General features: G+C 74.1%; 14 protein-coding genes. 5 read left to right on the top strand and 9 right to left on the bottom strand.

Annotated features, from left to right (window positions below; all coding sequences use genetic code 11):
- Nucleotides 1–290: 290 nt before the first annotated feature.
- From ACRAKJ_RS03905 to ACRAKJ_RS03895, 3 genes are all read right to left on the bottom strand, one after another.
- A complete protein-coding gene (locus ACRAKJ_RS03905) occupies nt 291–1,958 on the bottom strand; it encodes an ABC transporter substrate-binding protein (protein WP_438927016.1) in 1,668 nt (555 codons plus the stop codon).
- Nucleotides 1,959–2,287: 329 nt separating this feature from the next.
- Nucleotides 2,288–4,189, bottom strand: coding sequence for a translational GTPase TypA (gene typA / locus ACRAKJ_RS03900; RefSeq protein WP_438926020.1), 1,902 nt, complete (start codon nt 4,187–4,189; stop codon nt 2,288–2,290).
- Between the two features lie 337 nt (nt 4,190–4,526).
- Nucleotides 4,527–4,820, bottom strand: a complete 294-nt coding sequence (locus ACRAKJ_RS03895) for a YciI family protein (RefSeq protein WP_438926021.1) — start codon at nt 4,818–4,820, stop codon at nt 4,527–4,529.
- A 193-nt stretch (nt 4,821–5,013) separates the two neighbouring features.
- Between ACRAKJ_RS03895 and trpS the strand changes: the two genes are divergently transcribed.
- Nucleotides 5,014–5,979, top strand: a complete 966-nt coding sequence (gene trpS / locus ACRAKJ_RS03890; protein ID WP_438926022.1) for a tryptophan--tRNA ligase — start codon at nt 5,014–5,016, stop codon at nt 5,977–5,979.
- A gap of 128 nt (nt 5,980–6,107) precedes the next feature.
- Here trpS and ACRAKJ_RS03885 read toward each other — a convergent pair whose 3' ends face one another.
- From ACRAKJ_RS03885 to ACRAKJ_RS03875, 3 genes are read right to left on the bottom strand one after another with little or no spacing between them, the layout of a single operon-like run.
- On the bottom strand, nt 6,108–6,932 hold the full coding sequence (locus tag ACRAKJ_RS03885) for an NUDIX domain-containing protein (protein ID WP_438926023.1): 825 nt from the start codon (nt 6,930–6,932) through the stop codon (nt 6,108–6,110).
- A 16-nt stretch (nt 6,933–6,948) separates the two neighbouring features.
- Complete coding sequence (locus ACRAKJ_RS03880; RefSeq protein ID WP_438926024.1) at nt 6,949–8,232, bottom strand: ATP-binding protein; 1,284 nt, start codon at nt 8,230–8,232, stop codon at nt 6,949–6,951.
- Nucleotides 8,229–8,951 carry a response regulator gene (locus ACRAKJ_RS03875; protein ID WP_438926025.1) on the bottom strand — a complete coding sequence of 241 codons (723 nt, stop codon included), beginning with the start codon at nt 8,949–8,951 and terminating at the stop codon, nt 8,229–8,231. Before ACRAKJ_RS03875 ends, ACRAKJ_RS03880 begins: the two co-directional genes overlap by 4 nt.
- Nucleotides 8,952–9,092: 141 nt before the next feature.
- On the opposite strand from ACRAKJ_RS03875, the gene ACRAKJ_RS03870 reads away from it, so the two are divergent.
- From ACRAKJ_RS03870 to ACRAKJ_RS03855, 4 genes are read left to right on the top strand one after another with little or no spacing between them, the layout of a single operon-like run.
- Nucleotides 9,093–10,208, top strand: coding sequence for a LolA family protein (locus ACRAKJ_RS03870; RefSeq protein WP_438926026.1), 1,116 nt, complete (start codon nt 9,093–9,095; stop codon nt 10,206–10,208).
- Complete coding sequence (locus tag ACRAKJ_RS03865) at nt 10,205–11,218, top strand: ATP-binding cassette domain-containing protein (RefSeq protein WP_438926027.1); 1,014 nt, start codon at nt 10,205–10,207, stop codon at nt 11,216–11,218. Before ACRAKJ_RS03870 ends, ACRAKJ_RS03865 begins: the two co-directional genes overlap by 4 nt.
- Nucleotides 11,215–12,048, top strand: coding sequence for an ABC transporter permease (locus ACRAKJ_RS03860; protein WP_438926028.1), 834 nt, complete (start codon nt 11,215–11,217; stop codon nt 12,046–12,048). Before ACRAKJ_RS03865 ends, ACRAKJ_RS03860 begins: the two co-directional genes overlap by 4 nt.
- Before the next feature lie 15 nt (nt 12,049–12,063).
- Nucleotides 12,064–12,558, top strand: a complete 495-nt coding sequence (locus tag ACRAKJ_RS03855; protein ID WP_438926029.1) for a GNAT family N-acetyltransferase — start codon at nt 12,064–12,066, stop codon at nt 12,556–12,558.
- Here the strand turns inward: ACRAKJ_RS03855 and ACRAKJ_RS03850 are convergent.
- The 3 genes from ACRAKJ_RS03850 to ACRAKJ_RS03840 form a co-directional block, all read right to left on the bottom strand.
- A complete protein-coding gene (locus ACRAKJ_RS03850; protein ID WP_438926030.1) occupies nt 12,548–13,519 on the bottom strand; it encodes an ATP-binding cassette domain-containing protein in 972 nt (323 codons plus the stop codon). The two genes, ACRAKJ_RS03855 and ACRAKJ_RS03850, sit on opposite strands and share 11 nt — an antisense overlap.
- Nucleotides 13,519–15,066 carry an ABC transporter permease subunit gene (locus ACRAKJ_RS03845; RefSeq protein ID WP_438926035.1) on the bottom strand — a complete coding sequence of 516 codons (1,548 nt, stop codon included), beginning with the start codon at nt 15,064–15,066 and terminating at the stop codon, nt 13,519–13,521. Before ACRAKJ_RS03845 ends, ACRAKJ_RS03850 begins: the two co-directional genes overlap by 1 nt.
- Nucleotides 15,067–15,170: 104 nt before the next feature.
- The gene (locus tag ACRAKJ_RS03840) at nt 15,171–16,205 is read right to left on the bottom strand and encodes a thiamine ABC transporter substrate-binding protein (protein WP_438926031.1); all 1,035 of its coding nucleotides are present in this window, start codon (nt 16,203–16,205) and stop codon (nt 15,171–15,173) included.
- Between the last annotated feature and the right edge of the window lie 73 nt (nt 16,206–16,278).

The raw sequence follows: 16,278 nt of genomic DNA, 5'->3' as shown, positions 1-16,278 counted from the left end.
GACACGTGCCCTCCTAGCACTGGGTTGGAGCGACCGTTCAGGCCGACTTCCACCCATAACCGTGATGTGCCAAACGCGCCCCGAACCGACACACCGTTGCAGCACGATAAGAAGCAGTGCGCGGCACGGTCACTGCCCATCGGCCGATCGTGACCAAAGGGTGACACGCTGGTAGCAGCACGCGACTCCGTCGTTACCGGGTGGGAGCGGTTGTTAACCGGACGAGTGGAATACTGTCAATACTGCACCGCGAACGCATCTTGAAGCCAGTGTTTCGTACGGGTCAACGGTCAACGATCTTCCCGGCGCCAGGTGCGAGCCTCGCTCAGCGGACCCGCGAGGGGGGCGCCCGCGGTGACCCCGCCGACCTCCGGCAGGGCCACCAGAACGTCCGCTACCTGGAACAACGGCATCGCGACGGCCTGCTGCCAGAGCACCGGCTCGATGCTCCGGAGGGCGTCGGAGAGCAGCACCTCGCCCGAGAGGGCCTGTTCGACCACCGGTTGGACCGCCTGGTCGCAGAAACCCGACAGATTCGCCGGAATGGGTGTACCCCCGTCGTCCGGTGACGTCCGGCAGCCGAATGAGGAAGCCAGAACGGCGGCCGAATCGCCCGTGTCCGGCCGCGGTACGACGGCAATGTCGACAGCGTTGTCGGATGTGCCGGTATCCGACAGATCTTGGCCGAACAACGCATTGGGCTGCGTTGTCAGGACGCGGGCGGCGATTCCGGACAATGACAACTGGCGCTGGACCTGGTTCGCGACGGCCACGTACGGCTCCACGCCGGCCGGTGCGGCGATGGTCAACTCCAGCGGCTTCCCGTCCCGTTCCCAGAGGGTTCCCGTCCGGGTGTAACCCGCCTCGGTGAGCAGTTGCGCGGGGTCGCCGGCGAGGGCCGGCAGGGTCGGCGTGTAACCGGCGGAAGACGGCGGGATGACGAGGGCGTCGGCGCGGAGGGCGGCACTGGGACCGTTCCGACTACCGAGGGCGATCAGCTCGTCACGGTTGAGCGACCTCATGACGGCGGTGCGGACGCGGACGTCCTCCATCCTCGGCGACGCCGGGCGCAGGAGGAGGTGCACCACCTCCGGCCGGGGGACCACGGTCGTGGTGACCGCCTTGGTCGTCACCAGCTCCTCGACGTCCTTGAGCGCGATGGCGTCGGCGCGGATGAGGGCGACCTGGGCGTCACCGGCGTTGAGCGCCTCGATCGTGTCGTGCTGGCTCGCCCGCCTGAGGGTCACCCGGTCGAGAACCGGCGGTTGCTCCCAGAAGCGGTCGCTGCGCTCCAGGATGATCTCGCCGCGCGGCTGGTCGAGCGTGCGGACCGCGAACGGGCCGGCCGTGGCCGGGAAGCTGTCGGCGAGGGCCGCCGCCCAGCCGCCGGGGGCGTCCTTGAGCAGGTGGGCGGGCAGCAGGTCGTGGAACAGGCTCCGCCACCCGGGGTAGGGCTTGGCGAACACGACCTCGACGACCTTGCCGCCCTCCCGGCTGGCGATGTCCTCGATGAGCCGGTACCCGGCCGGGTCCACCACCCCGGGCTCGGCCCGCATCCGCTGCCACAGGTAGACGAAGTCCTCGGCCGCGATGGGCGCCGAGTCGGACCAGCTCGCGTCCCGCCGGATCGTGTAGGTCACCGTGTACGGTTCGGCGCTCGTCACCTCGGCGCTGACCAGCAGGTCGAGGTCCATGCGGGGGCTGCCGTCGCCGGCCGTGCGGAAGGTCGAGGGCAGGAGCAGCGAGGACAGGGCCGTGGTGACCGCGGACCGCGACGCCAGGGTGTGCGGGTTGTAGCCGCCCTTGACGTCGTCGACGCCGACGACGACCTCGTTGACCTTCTCCTTGGGGACCACCGTCATCCCGGGCGTGGAGGGCACCAGGGGCGGCGGTGGCGTCGCCGTGCAAGCCGACAGAGCCAGCGCGGCCACCACCGCGACAACCGTTCGCTTCCCCATGGGTACGAGCGTGCCAGACGCGGCGATGACAGTTGACGCCCAGGTCCCGCCAACCCCCGCCCGCTCTCCCGGCCCGCTCTCCCCGTCCACTGCCGCCCGACCGGGCCGGGCACCGCCCCGTGTGCGGTCCGTGGCGTTGGGTGGTTGCGCGGCTCCGGGGTTGAGGTGGCACCTCTTGTTTTCAACCGAGAACGGTAACGACGTTTCCGTACATGTCGAGGCCCATGTTCACCCCATCGGGTGAGGGACCCCCTCAAGCCGGACGGCCGCCCCCGGACCGCGGTCCGGGGGCGGCCGTCAGCACACCCTGTATATAAGGAGAGGGTCGGTCAGCCGCGCAGCTTGGCGCGGTTGCGCTCGCGACCGCGCTGGTTGGCGTCCAGGATCACCTTGCGGACCCGCACGACCTCCGGCGCGACCTCGACGCACTCGTCCGCCGCGCAGAACTCCAGCGCCTCCTCCAGCGACAGCTTGCGCGGCCGGGCGAGGGTCTCCATCACGTCCGCCGTCGACGTGCGCATGTTCGTCAGCTTCTTCTCGCGGCACACGTTGACGTCGAGGTCCTCGGCGCGCGGGTTCTCGCCGACGACCATGCCCTCGTACGCGTCGGCGCCCGGCTCGACGAAGAACGTGCCCCGGTCGGCCAGCTGGATCATCGCGTACGCCGTGATGGACCCGGACCGGTCGGCGACCAGGGAGCCGTTGTGCCTGGTCCGGATCTCGCCGGCCCACGGGCCGTAGCCCTCGGACACCGCGTTGGCGATGCCGGTGCCGCGCGTCTCGGTCAGGAACTCCGTGCGGAAGCCGATGAGGCCGCGCGACGGGACGACGTAGTCGAGCTTGATGCGCCCGCTGCCGTGGCCGGACATGTTCTCCATCCGGCCCTTGCGGTTGGCGAGCAGCTGGGTGATGGCGCCCAGGTGCTCCTCCGGCGCGTCGATGGTGAGGCGCTCGAACGGCTCGTGCAGCTTGCCGTCGACCGTCTTGGTCACCACCTGCGGCTTGCCGACGGTCAGCTCGAAGCCCTCGCGCTTCATCTGCTCGACCAGGATGGCCAGCGCCAGCTCGCCGCGGCCCTGGACCTCCCAGGTGTCGGGGCGCTCGGTCGGCAGCACGCGGACGGACACGTTGCCGACCAGCTCCGAGTCGAGGCGGGCCTTGAGCACGCGGGCGGTGAGCTTGGTGCCGCCGTTGCGGCCGGCCAGCGGCGAGGTGTTGACGCCGATGGTCATGGAGATGGCGGGCTCGTCGACGGTGATCCGGGGCAGCGGCTCCGGGTTCTCGACGTCGGCGAGGGTGTCGCCGATGGTGATCTCCGGGATGCCGGCGATGGCGACCAGGTCGCCGGCGCGGGCCTCCTCGGCGGGGACGCGGTCGAGCGCCTCCGTGATCAGCAGCTCGGTGATGCGGACCTTCTGCACGGTGCCGTCCTCGCGGCACCACGAGACGGTCTCGCCCTTGCGGATGCGGCCGGCGGCGATGCGGCACAGCGCGATGCGGCCGAGGAACGTCGACGCGTCGAGGTTCGTGACCAGGGCGCGCAGCGGGGCGTCGGCGTCGCCGGTGGGCGCGGGGATGTGGTTGAGCAGGACCTCGAACAGCGAGTCGAGGTTCTCCTCCTCCGGCAGGCCGCCGTCGGCGGGCTGGGTGAGGGAGGCGCGACCGGCGCGGGCGGAGGCGTAGACGACCGGCAGGTCGAGCACGGAGTCGTCGGCGCCGACCTCGGTGGCCAGGTCGAGCAGCAGGTCGTGGGCTTCCTCGACGACCTCGGAGATGCGGGCGTCGGGGCGGTCGACCTTGTTCACCACGAGGATGACGGGCAGGCCGGCGGCCAGCGTCTTGCGCAGCACGAACCGGGTCTGCGGCAGCGGGCCCTCGGAGGCGTCGACCAGCAGCACGACGCCGTCGACCATGGACAGGCCGCGCTCGACCTCGCCGCCGAAGTCGGCGTGACCGGGGGTGTCGACCACGTTGATGGTGACGTCCCCGTCGGGCGTGTGCCGGCGGACGGCCGTGTTCTTGGCGAGGATGGTGATGCCCTTCTCGCGCTCCAGCTCGCCCGAGTCCATGACCCGGTCGACGAGCTCGGCGCGTGCGGAGAAGGCACCTGACTGGCGGAGCATGGCGTCGACCAGGGTGGTCTTGCCGTGGTCAACGTGCGCGACGATCGCCACGTTGCGCAGGTCGTTGCGGACCAGCGTTTCCTTGATCGACGCGGTGGCCGTGGGCACGCGGAACTCCTAGAGCTGAGGTAGAGCGAGGGAGGGCCGGGCGCCGGACAGTTAGCAGGAGCACGCGCGCAGCCTCCATCAGTCTACCGGTCCCGGCGTCATTACCACACAGGGCCGTTGGTGAGGTCAGCCTCACCCGGTCGTGTCGCCTAGCCTGATCGACAGGAGGTGGCGCCGACGTGGGCAAGAAGGTGAAGAAGAAGTGCTGCCGGTCCACGCCCCGCTGCAAGCGGTGCCCGGTCCTGGCGATGAAGAAGAACAAGGGCAAGGGCGGCTGACCGCCCCACCCCCCGGTGCGTCCCGGCCGCCCCGGTCCCGGTCCTGGCCCCGGTCCCGGTCAGGCCGTCTCGGTGAGCGCCGCCAACTCGGGCGCGGTGCGGGTGGCCACGAACTCGACGACCCGGTAGGCGACGAGTTCACGGGTCGCGAACGGGTCCGTCGCGAGCAGGGCGTCGAGGTCCTCGCGGGGCATCGGCCGGACGAGGACCACGCCGCCGACGCGGGGCACCTGGCGCCCCGAAGCCAGGAAGTGCCCGGCCTCGTACTGCTCCTCCACCCACTTGACGTGGTCCGGGAGGGCGAGGTCGACCTCGTCGACCGGTGCGGTGTACTCCAGCAGCACGACGTACATAGGAGAAATGTAGACCCGCGAGACGTGGGGGCAACACGCTACGATCGCGGCATGCGCGCTTCTCACACGTTCTGGTGGTCCGCCTTCCGGCGGCCCTGAGAACTGCGCGTCACACGAACGCAGGCCGCCCGCTGGGGCGGCCTTCGCGCGTTCGGGGGGTCTCTCGCGGTGGGCCCACCCGAAGGGAAGAACGATGACCAGGATGTCCGCGATCACCCCGTCCGGTCCCGTCCAGCTGGGCAACTACCTGGGCGCCATCCGCCGGTGGGCCGCCGAGGGCACCGACGAGGACGTGTACTTCATCAGCGACCTGCACGCGATGACGACGTCGCACAACCCGTCGCGATTGCGCTCGCTGACCAGGGAGCAACTGGCGGTGCTGGTCGCCGCCGGGGTGGACCCGCGCTCGGTGTCGGTGCAGTCGGACCTGGTGCGCGAGCTGGGCGCGCTGACGTGGGTGCTGGAGTGCACCTGCACGTACGGCGAGGCGGCGCGGATGGTCCAGTTCAAGGAGAAGTCGAAGGGCCGGTCGTCGGTGCGGTTGAGCCTGCTCACGTACCCGGTGCTGATGGCGGCGGACATCCTGCTCCAGGGCGCGCGGGAGGTGCCGGTGGGTGACGACCAGCGGCAGCACGTGGAGCTGGCGCGGGCGTTGGCGCGGCGGTTCAACGGCACGTACGGCGAGGTGTTCGTGATGCCGAAGGCGGTCGTGCCGCCGACCGCGGCGCGGGTGCGCGACCTGGCCGACCCGACGCGGAAGATGGCGAAGTCGGCGCAGGACGCGGCGGGCACGGTGTTCCTGCTGGACTCCCCGGACCTGGTGCGCCGGAAGGTGCGGCGGGCGGTGACGGACGACCTGGCCGAGGTGCGCTACGCGCCGGAGGAGCAGCCGGGCGTGGCGAACCTGCTGGAGGTCCTGGCGGCGTGCACGCGCAAGGAGCCGGAGGAGCTGGCGGGGTCGATCAAGGACTACGCCGAGCTGAAGGAGGTCACTGCGGAGGCCGTGGTGGAGGAGCTGCGGCCGGTGCGGGAGCGGACGCGGGAGCTGCTGGACGACCCGGCCGAGCTGGACCGGGTGCGGCAGCACGGCGCGGAGCGCTCCCGTGAGCGCTCCCGCCACCGCCTGGACGCCGCCCTGCGCGTCTCCGGCCTCGGCTGACCCCCGCGAGTCCTACGTTCACGACCCGCGAGTCATGCGCTCGCGACCCTCGTGTCCGACGCTCATGCCGAACACCGTCAGGCACGAGCGCATGACACAGGGGTCGTGAGCGCATGACTCGCGGGTCGCTAGCGCATGACTCGCGGGAGGAGGGGGTGGAGGGCGGGGAGGAGGGCTCGGTCGGCGGGGAGCCAGTCGAGGGTGGCCAGGTCGGCGGGGGCCAGCCAGCGGACGGCGCGGTGCTCCACCGGGTGCGGGGTGCCGGTGACGAGGCGGGCGGCGTAGGCGCGGAGGACGAGGTCGGCGCGCAGCGGCACGTCGGGGCCCACCTGGTCGGCGGCCTCGACGGTGACGCCCAGTTCCTCGGCGCACTCGCGGGCGACGGCGGCGCGGTCGGGTTCGCCGGGTTCGACGCGCCCGCCGGGCAGCTCCCAGCGGCCCGCGGCGTCGGCCGGGTAGGCGCGCTGCTGGGCGAGCAGGAGGCCGTCGTGGACGACGGCGGCGGCGACGACCACGCGGGCGGCGAGCAGTTCGCGGGAACGGCGGGTCACGGCGCCGGCGCGGGCTTCGAGGACCTTCAGGGCCAGGCCGCGGCCGACCACGACGTCGGCGAGCCGCCCGACGGCGCCGCCGGGGCTGGTCCACTCGACGCGGTCGACGACGACGGTGCCGCCGCCGGTGTGGCGCAGGTCGGTGGCGAGGGCGAGGCGGGGCAGGGGGCCGCCGACGAGTTCGGCGGACAGGCCGGTGGTGTCGGCGCGGGTGACGCGCAGGGTGCCGGTGAGGCGGCCGACGGCGGCGGTGAGGGTGGCGCCCTCGTACAGGGGGGACGGCGCGGTGACGCGCACGCCGAGGCCGCGGACGGCGCGGGTCAGCACCCCGGCGTCCAGCAGGGCCGCGGCCACCGTGCGCGGGGGCGCGTCGACCAGCGTGGTGGTCCTCAGCTCGGGCACGGGCGAGATCCTGCCATCACCGGTAGGCCGGCCAGCGCACCTCCAGGCGGGCGCCGCCCTCGGGCGACTCGCCGGCCCGGACGGTGCCGCGGCGGCGGCGCACGAGGTGGGCGACCAGGGCCAGGCCGAGGCCGAAGCCGCCGGTGGCGCGGCCCCGGTCGGACTCGACGCGGTAGAACCGGTCGAAGACCTTCTCGCGGTGCTCCTCGGGGATGCCCTGGCCGTCGTCGTCCACGACGAGGCGGACGTCGCGGGCGGCGGGCAGCACGGACAGGCGGATGAACGTGCGGGCGTGCCGGGCGGCGTTGCGCAGCAGGTTGTCGACGACCAGCTCGACCTCGGTGCGGGCGGCGGGGATCATGCAGGCGCTCATGGGCGCCGCGACCTGCACCAGCAGGTCGGTGTCGCCGAGGCGGTCGACGGCGGCCTGGACCTGGAGCACGAGGTCGACGGGTTCGGCGCGGGGCAGTTCGCCGGTGTCCGCGCGGGCGAGGATGAGCAGGGCGTCGACCAGCTCGGACAGCCGGATGGACTCCTCGACGACGGATTCGAGGACCTCGATGGAGAAGTCCGGGTCGGGGTGGGCGACGGCGACCTCGGCCTGGGCGCGCACGGACGTGACCGGGGAGCGCAGCTCGTGGGCGGCGTCGCCGGTGAACCGGCGCAGCCGTTCGGTGGCCTCGTCGCGGCGGGCGAGGAGCCCGTTGAGGGCCACGGCGAGCGCCTGCAGCTCGTCGCGGGCGGCGGGCACGGGCAGGCGCTGGCCGCGCGGCAGCTCGCCGGCGGCGGTCCTCATCCGCTCGACGGGCCGCAGGGAGGAGCGCACGGCGAACCACGTGGCGATGCCGACGAGCCCGGCGACGAGGACGGCGGCGAGCAGCAGCCAGCGGGTGCCGAGCCGGTTGGCGGCCTGGTAGCCGACGAGCGTGTCGCCCGCGACGTGCAGGCGGGGCGTGCCGTCGGGGGCGAACTCGACGCGCCCGACCCAGCGGTGGGCGCCGGCGCCGTCGAGCCGCAGCACGGGTTCGCCGGACTTGAGCAGGCGGACGTCGGCCGGGGTGAGGCCGGTGGGCGGCCCGCCGTCGAGCGGGTTGCCGGCGGTGTCGAGCACGCGCACGTGCGCCGTCTTCGCCAGCTCCGCGTCGACCGCGCTGACCTGCACCATCCCGATGAGGCGCGGGGCGAGGAGGGTGAACGCGAGCAGGCACAGCAGGGCGACGCCGGTGGCGACGACGGTGATCCGGAACCGCAGCGTGCGCCGCAGCCACCACCGGCGCGGCCACCAGCGGCGCGGGCTCACCTGCGCCTGCTGGCCGCCGAGCCGAGGGCGGCGTCCAGGTCGGGCGTGGACGCCAGGTAGCCGTGGCCGCGCACGGTGCGCACGACCTCGCCCGCGCCCATCGCGTCGAGCTTGCGCCGCAGGTAGCCGACGTAGACCTCGACGGCGTTGCGGGTGGCGGCCTGCTCGTCGCCCCACACGGTGCGCAGCAGCTCGTCCTTGGTGACGACGGACCCGGCGCGGCCGGCGAGCACGTCGAGCACGGCGTACTCGCGCGGCGACAGGGCGACGTGCTCGCCGGCCCACCGGACCTCGCGCACGGCGCGGTCCACGACGAGGTCGCCGAGCGTGAGCCGGCGCCGCGCCAGGTCGGCGTCGTTGCGCCGCAGCAGCGCCCGGACCTGGGCGACGAGCACCACGAACGAGAACGGTTTGACCAGGTAGCCGTCGGCGCCGAGGTCGAGGCCGTCGGCCTGGTCGACCTCGCCGTCCTTCGCCGACACCATCAGCACGGGGGTGCGCACGCCCTCGGCGCGCATCCGCTGGAGCACCCGGTAGCCGGACAGGCCGGGCAGCATGATGTCGAGCAGCACCACGTCGAACGCGCCGGTCAGCGCGACCCGCAGCGCGTTGGGGCCGTCGGCGGCGGTGACGACCTCCATGCCCTCCGCGGACAGGCCGCGCTCCAGCGCGCGCCGCACGCCGACCTCGTCGTCCACTACCAGCACCCGTGGTCTCACGCCCACAGCATGCCCGTTCGGTGGGACGATCGTCGTGCGGCTCTCAGCACCGTCTCAGCCTCTCAGCGCCGTCTCAGGACGGTCGGAGGAGTGTCCGGGGTGTCGGGCCGCAAGGGGCTGCCCGGCAGGAGGAGGGATCACATGAACCGCAGGAGGGTGACGGTCGTCGCCGCGGCGGTCGGCGTGGTCGCCGGCGTCGCCGGGTTGGGGGTGCTGGCGATGCCCGCCGGCGCCGGTCAGGCCCCGGTGCTGCCGGAGGTGGGCGCCGAGGCGCTCGTCGAGTCCGTGGTCACGGCGGGGCCCGCCGCGTTCGGCGGCACCGTGGAGGTCTCCAACGACCTGGGCGTCCCGGCCGTCCCGGGTGTGCCGCAGCTGTCCGACGGCGACAGCGCGGTGCGGCTGTGGAGCGACGGCGCGGGCCGGGTGCGGGCCCAGCTGCCCGCCGGGAACTCGGAGCGGACGTTCGTCGACGACGGCACGACCGGGTGGCTGTGGAACTCGGCCGAGCAGGCGGTGAACAAGTTCCCGCACGGCGCGGCGCCGCCGCAGGAGGCCGCGGCGGCCGACCCGGTGGCGGTGGCGCGCGAGGTCGTGACGCGGCTGCGGGAGTTCAGCGACGTCACCGTCGACGGCACCGCCCGGGTGGCGAACCGCCCGGTGTACGAGCTGGTGCTGTCGCCGAAGCCGACGGAGAAGACGGTCCTGCGCGAGGTCCGCGTGGCGGTGGACTCGGAGCTGCGGGTGCCGCTGCGGGTGGCCGTGCTGACGAACGGCACGAACGCGCCCGCCGTGCAGATCGGGTTCTCCGAGCTGAACGTCGGCCCGCAGGACGCGGCGCTGTTCTCGTTCACGCCGCCCGCCGGGGCGACGGTGACCGAGGCGAAGCCCGAGGGGCCGTCCGGGCACGACCGGGCGGCGGCCGAGCAGGCGCTCGCCGAGGCGAACCCGCAGGTGATCGGCGAGGGCTGGGACGTCGTGCTGGGCGCGCGGGTGCCCGGGGGGGCGCTGGCGGCGTTCGAGCGGCAGGAGCCGTCCGGTGACCGGCGCGACCGCGGCTTCGAGGGCCGGCCCGGTGCCGGGGACGTCGACGTGCAGGGCCTGCTGGAGCAGCTGGGCAAGGAGGTCGGCGGCACGTGGGGGTCCGGCACGCTGATCACCACCCGGGTGGGCGGCGTGCTGATCGCCGACGACGGCCGGGTGGCGGCGGGCGCGGTGCCCGAGCAGGTGCTGCTGGACGCGATCGGCCAGGTCAAGTGACCACCTCGACCAGCGCGCGGGTGGAGTCGGCCACGGCCGGCTCCACCCCGGTCCTCGCGGCCCGGACGCGGGGGCTGCGCAAGGTGTACGGCCGGACCGTCGCGGTGGACCGGGTGGACCTCGACGTGCCGCGGGGGGCGGTGCTCGGGATGCTCGGCCCGAACGGGTCGGGCAAGACCACCACGATCCGCATGATGCTCGGGCTGGTGCGGCCGACCGAGGGGGAGGTCGAGCTGCTGGGCGAGGCGCTGCCGGACGGGGCGGCGGCGGCGCTGCCGCACGTCGGCGCGCTGGTCGAGGGTCCGGGGTTCCACCCGTTCCTGTCGGGGCGGGAGAACCTGCTGCGGGCGGCGGCCTTCGAGCCGCTGCTCGCGACGGGCGACGTGAAGCGGGCCGTGGAGGACGCGCTGGAGCGGGTGGGCCTGGCCGCCGCCGCGCACCGCCGCTACCGCGGCTACTCGCTGGGCATGAAGCAGCGCCTGGGCCTGGCCGGGGCGCTGCTGGTGAAGCGGCAGCTGATCGTGCTGGACGAGCCGACGAACGGCCTGGACCCGGCGGGCACCCGCGAGGTGCGCCGGGTGATCGCCGACCTGCACGGGGCGGGCAGCACGGTCGTGGTGTCGTCGCACCTGCTGTCGGAGATCGAGGCGATCTGCACGCACGTCGCCGTGCTGCACCGCGGCGCGGTGGTGGCGCAGGGCGAGCTGGGCGAGCTGCTGCGGGCGGACGGCAACGCGCTGCTGGTGACCACGCCGGACGTGGACGCGGCGCTGAACGCGCTGCGCAACGGCCGCATCTCGGCCCGGCCCGCGGACGACGGCGTGCGGGTGGAGCTGATCGGCACGACCGCGCCCGCGGTGCTGGAGGCGCTGGTCAAGGCCGGTGTGGCGGTGCACGAGGCGCGGCGGCACCGGACGGGGTTGGAAGACCTGTTCGCGCGGCTGACCGAGGCCGAGGAGTCCGAGCACAACCTGTCCGCGGTGGACACGATCGAGGAGGGTGCGCGATGAGCGCGCTGGTCGTCACGCGCGCGCCGCTGGGCAGGCAGCTGCGCTCGGAGCTGCGCTGGATCGTCCGCAGGCCCCGCACCCTGATCGGGTTGGCGTGCCTGTGCCTGGTGCCGGTGCTGGCGGGTGTCGGCCTGTGGTTCGCCGTCGACGGCGAGGGTCCCGCCGGGCCGGGCCTGGCCGCGATCATCGCCGGCAACGGCCTGGTGCTGCCGGTGTTCACGCTGTTCCTGGCGCTGCCGCTGCTGCTGCCGCTGGTGGGCGCGATCTGGGCGGCCGACGGCCTGGCCGGCGAGGCCCAGCACGGCACGCTGCGCGGCCTGATGATCTCGCCGGTGGGCCGGATGCGGCTGCTGGGGGTCAAGGCGTTCGGCGTGGCCACCATGACGCTGGTCGCGGTCACCCTGATCGCGGTGGTCGGTGCGGTGGTGGGCGTGGTCCTGTTCGGCGGCGGCGGGATGCTGACGCTGTCCGGGTCGACGCTGTCGTTCGGCGCGGCGCTCGGGCGGATCGCGCTGACCGTGCTGCTGGTCACCGTGCAGGTGTGGGGGGTGGCGGCGATCGCGCTGGCGATCTCGGCGTGCACCGAGCACCCGCTGGTGGTGATGGCCGCGACCATGGCGGGCGTCATCGTGTCCGCGGTGCTGGGCGTGTTCGACTCGCTGGACTGGTTGCAGCCGTACCTGCTCACGTCGGCGTGGGACGGCCTGGTGGACGTCGTGCGCGACCCGCTGCCGACCGAGGGGCTGTGGCACAGCACGGCGCTGGCCGGGTGCTTCGTCCTGATCGGCCTGTCGCTGGCGGCAATGCGGTTGGCGACGAAGGACAACTAGGTTCTACTGGCGCCCGTGGAGACGGAGCGGTTGGCGTTGCGCGCGTTCGTCGGGTCCGATGTGGACGACGTGTCCCGGCTGCTCGGCGAGCCGCGCGTCATGCGGTACGTCGAGGACGGCAGGCCGGTGCCGCGCCCGCGCGTGGAGGCCGAGGTCATGCCGAGGCTGCTCGCCGGGGGCTGGTGGGCGGCGCACCTGAAGGCGACCGGCGGGTTCGTCGGCTGGTTCGAGCTGAGCCCGGCGGGCGACGGCGTGGCGGAGCTGGGCTACCGGCTGCACCCCGACCACTGGGGCCGCGGGTACGCCACCGAGGGCGCGCGGGCGCTGGTGGCGCACGGCCTCGCGTCCGGGCTGCGCCGGATCACCGCGACCGCGATGGCGGTCAACACCGGGTCGCGGCGGGTGCTGGAGAAGGCCGGGCTGCGGTACGTGCGGACGTTCCACGAGGTGTGGCCCGTCCCGATCGAGGGCTCGGAGCACGGCGACGTGGAGTACGAGCTCACCCGATGAGGGCGATCCCGTCGTGGTCCACGGCGAGGCGCACCCGGTCGCCGGGCGACGGGGGCCCGGCGACCGGGGCGACCGCCTCGAACTCCTCCCCGCGCACGGAGACCAGCAGCCGCACGTGGTCGCGCCGGTGCACGCGCTCCAGCACGTCGGCGGCCAGCGGCCCGTCCGGGGTGACGCGCAGCGCGGTGGACCGCAGCCCGACCCGCGCGTCCACGCCCACCAGCTCGCGCGCGGCCCCCGGGTCCAGCACCTTCCCGCAGCCCAGGAAGCGGGCCGTGTCGACGTCGGCGGGGTGCCGCCACACCTCGGCCGGGGCACCCACCTGCGTGATCCGGCCCGCCCGCATCACCGCGACCCGGTCGGCCAGGGTGAACGCCTCGTCGTGGTCGTGCGTCACGACCAGCGCGGTCGCGCCGGCCTCCCGCAGCAGCCGCGCCAGGTCCACCGCCAGCTGCTCGCGCAGCGCCCGGTCCAGCGCGGACAGCGGCTCGTCGAGCAGCAGCAGCCTGGGCCGGGGCGCCAGCGCCCGCGCCAGGGCGACCCGCTGCTGCTCGCCGCCGGACAGCTCGGTGACCCGCCGCCGCCGGTAGCCGGCCAGGCCGACCAGCTCCAGCAGCGCGTCGACCCGCTCGTCCCGCGCGCCCCGCGCCACGCCGCGCACGCGGAGCCCGAACCCCACGTTGCCCGCCACGTCCCGGTGCGGGAACAGCTGGCCGTCCTGGAACACCAGGCCGAAGCCGCGCCGGTGCACGGGCGTGCCGGCCAGGTCCGCGCCGTCCCACGACACGGTGCCGCCGCTCGGCGGCTCCAGCCCGGCCACGGTCCGCAGCAGCGTCGACTTGCCGCACCCGGACGGCCCGAGCAGCGCCACCACCTCGCCGTCGGCGACGTCCAGGTCCACCCCGGACACCGCGGTCACGTCCCCGTACCGCACGGTCAGGCCGGCCACCCGCAACGCCATCAGAACTCCCCACCGCTCGGCACGCGCAGCCGTTCGATCGCGAGCACGGCCAGCGCGGTCACCACCATCAGCAGCGCGCACGCCGCGTACGCCATCTGGCTGTTGAGCTGCCCCGGCCGCGACATCAGCCGCGCGATGACCACGGGCAGCGTCGGCGCGTCCGGGCGGGCCAGGAAGCTCGTCGCGCCGAACTCGCCCAGCGCCACCACGAACCCGAAGCCGGCCGCCGCGACCAGCGACCGCGACGCCAGCGGCAGGTCCACCTCGCGCCACACCCGCCACGGGCTCGCGCCCAGCGTCGCCGCCGCCTGCCGCAGCCGCTCGTCCACCGCCCGCAGCACGGGCAGCACGATCCGCACCACCAGCGGCGTCACCACCAGCGCCTGCGCGAGCGGCACGAGCAGCGGCGAGGTGCGGAAGTCGCCCGGCAGGGCGTCTATCGTGATCAGGTAGCCGAAGCCGACGGTCACCGCGGACACGCCCAGCGGCAGCATCAGCGCCGTGTCCAGGGTCTCGGCGAACCACGACCCGTGCCGCCGCAGCCCCACCAGGACCACCGCCGACAGCACGCCCACGGCCAGCGCCACCAGCGTCGCGTCGGTCGCCACGCGCACCGAGTTCAGCGCCGCGTCGAGGCCGGTGACGGCGAGCGTGCCCCGCTCCCCCGTGCCCGCCAGCGCCCGGTACCCGGCGAGGCTCCAGCCGTCGCGGGTGGCCAGCGACCGCACCAGCAGGCCCACGACGGGCGTCAGCAGCAGCGCCACCACCAGCCACGCCGCCGCGACCACGCCCCACTCGCCGCCGGTGGGGCGGCGCGGCGGTTCGACGCGCAGCGGCATCCCCCGTTCCCGGCGGCGCCGGGCCGCGCCGCCCAGCAGCAGGACCGCGACCACGGCGGCGAACTGGAGCAGCGACAGCGCCGCCGCGCCGGACAGGTCGAACAGCTCGACCGTGCGCAGGTAGATCTCGGTCTCCAGGGTGCGGTGGCGCGCGCCGCCGAGCACCAGCACGACGCCGAAGCTGGTGGCGCAGAACAGGAACACCACCGACGCGGCCGACCCGACCGCCGGGGCCAGGGCGGGCAGCACCACGGCGGTGAAGGCGCGGGCGCGCGACGCGCCGAGCGCCCGTGCCGCGTCCTCCGCCCGCCGGTCCAGCCGCGCCCACAGGCCGCCGACCGTGCGGGCGACCACGGCGACGTTGAAGAACGCGTTGGCCAGCACGATCGGCAGCACGCCGCCGTCCGGCCACAGCGCCCGGAACGCCAGGCCGACCACCACGGTCGGCAGCACGAACGGCACCATCACCGCCGCCCGCACCACCCCCGTGCCGCGCACCCGGCAGCGGGCCAGCACGAACGCCACCGGCAGGCCCGCGACCAGCGCGAACACCGTCGCGGCGGCGGCCTGGCCGAGGGTGAACCCGACCAGTTCCCACGTCGCGCCGGCACCGAGGACCCGCGGGACGCCGCCCTCGCCGAAACCGAGGCCCACGATCGCCGCGACCGGCCAGGCGAAGAACACGCCCAGGAACGCCAGCGGCACCAGCGCGGCCAGCGACCAGCCGAGGACCGGGGACCTGCCGGGCGCCGAGGGACTGCCGGGGACCGGGGACCTGCCGGGTGCGGGGGGCCTGCCGGGTGCGGGGGGCCTCAGCCCTGCACGATGGTGCGCCACTCCTGCACCCACCGCTCCCGGTTGGCGTCCACCTCGTCGGCGGGCAGCGAGCGCGACGACGCCGGCAGCGGGGCGGCCTTCGCCCACGCCTCGGGCAGCGCCACGCCCTCGCGCGACGGGTACACGTACATCTGGCCCGGCACGTCGGCCTGCACGGCCTCGGACAGCAGGAAGTCGACGACCCGCGCCGCGTCGGCCGGGTTCTCCGCGCCGTCGAGCACACCCGCGTACTCCACCTGCCGGTAGCAGGTGTCGAGCAGCGCCCTGGTGCGCGGCTGCCCGTCGTCGCCGACCTCCGCCGACGGCGAGGACGCGTAGGACACCACGATCGGCCGGGGGCCCTTGCCGCTGGAGCCGGAGAAGTCCTGCGTGTACGCCTCCTCCCAGCCGCTGACCACCTTGACGCCGTTGGCCTTGAGCTGGGCCCAGTAGTTCTGCCAGTTGCCCTCGCCGAACGTGGCGATCGTGCCCAGCAGGAACGCGAGCCCCGGCGACGAGGTGGCCGGGTCCTCCACGACCAGCATGTCCCGGTACTTCGGGTCGGCCAGCTGGGCGAGCTGGGTGGGCTCGCCGACGTCCTTGAGCGCGGCGACGTCGACGTTGAGGCACACGTCGCCGACGTCCACGGCGTGCAGCCGGTTCGGCGGGTCGAGCTGGTAGCGCTGGGCGCCCTTGTCGGCCTCGGGGCTCGCGTACTCGGCGAAGACGCCCTCGCGCAGCGCGCGGGACGCGAAGGTCGAGTCGACGCCGAACGCGACGTCGCCGATCGGGTTGCCCTTGGTGAGCACCAGCTTGTTGGTGACCTCGCCGGCGTCACCGCTGGCCAACGGCTTGATGGTGATGCCGGTGTCCGTCTTGAACCTGTCCAGCAGCTCCTGCGACAGCGCGAACGAGTCGTGCGTGACCAGGGTCACCGACCGGTCCTGGTCGGCGGGCGACTGGCTGGTGGTCACCGAACAGCCGGTGAGCAGCGCGAACGCGGTCGCGGCGGACAGTGCGCGTCGGAACATCATCTCTCCCTACACCGGCATGACCCGGATCAGGTGTGGACGGTCGAAGGCTCGCGCGCCTTCCTCTCAGCCC

The sequence above is a fragment of the Saccharothrix sp. DSM 118769 genome (assembly GCF_052936295.1).
This window is presented reverse-complemented; position numbering and strand designations above follow the sequence as displayed.

Excerpts from the sequence above, each read along its gene's own strand:
- ACRAKJ_RS03905 (WP_438927016.1), bottom strand. The coding sequence starts at position 1,958 with ATGGGGAAGCGAACGGTTGTCGCGGTGGTGGCCGCGCTGGCTCTGTCG.
- ACRAKJ_RS03895 (WP_438926021.1), bottom strand. The coding sequence starts at position 4,820 with ATGTACGTCGTGCTGCTGGAGTACACCGCACCGGTCGACGAGGTCGAC.
- trpS (WP_438926022.1), top strand. The coding sequence starts at position 5,014 with ATGACCAGGATGTCCGCGATCACCCCGTCCGGTCCCGTCCAGCTGGGC.
- ACRAKJ_RS03870 (WP_438926026.1), top strand. The coding sequence starts at position 9,093 with ATGAACCGCAGGAGGGTGACGGTCGTCGCCGCGGCGGTCGGCGTGGTC.
- ACRAKJ_RS03860 (WP_438926028.1), top strand. The coding sequence starts at position 11,215 with ATGAGCGCGCTGGTCGTCACGCGCGCGCCGCTGGGCAGGCAGCTGCGC.
- ACRAKJ_RS03850 (WP_438926030.1), bottom strand. The coding sequence starts at position 13,519 with ATGGCGTTGCGGGTGGCCGGCCTGACCGTGCGGTACGGGGACGTGACC.
- ACRAKJ_RS03840 (WP_438926031.1), bottom strand. The coding sequence starts at position 16,205 with ATGTTCCGACGCGCACTGTCCGCCGCGACCGCGTTCGCGCTGCTCACC.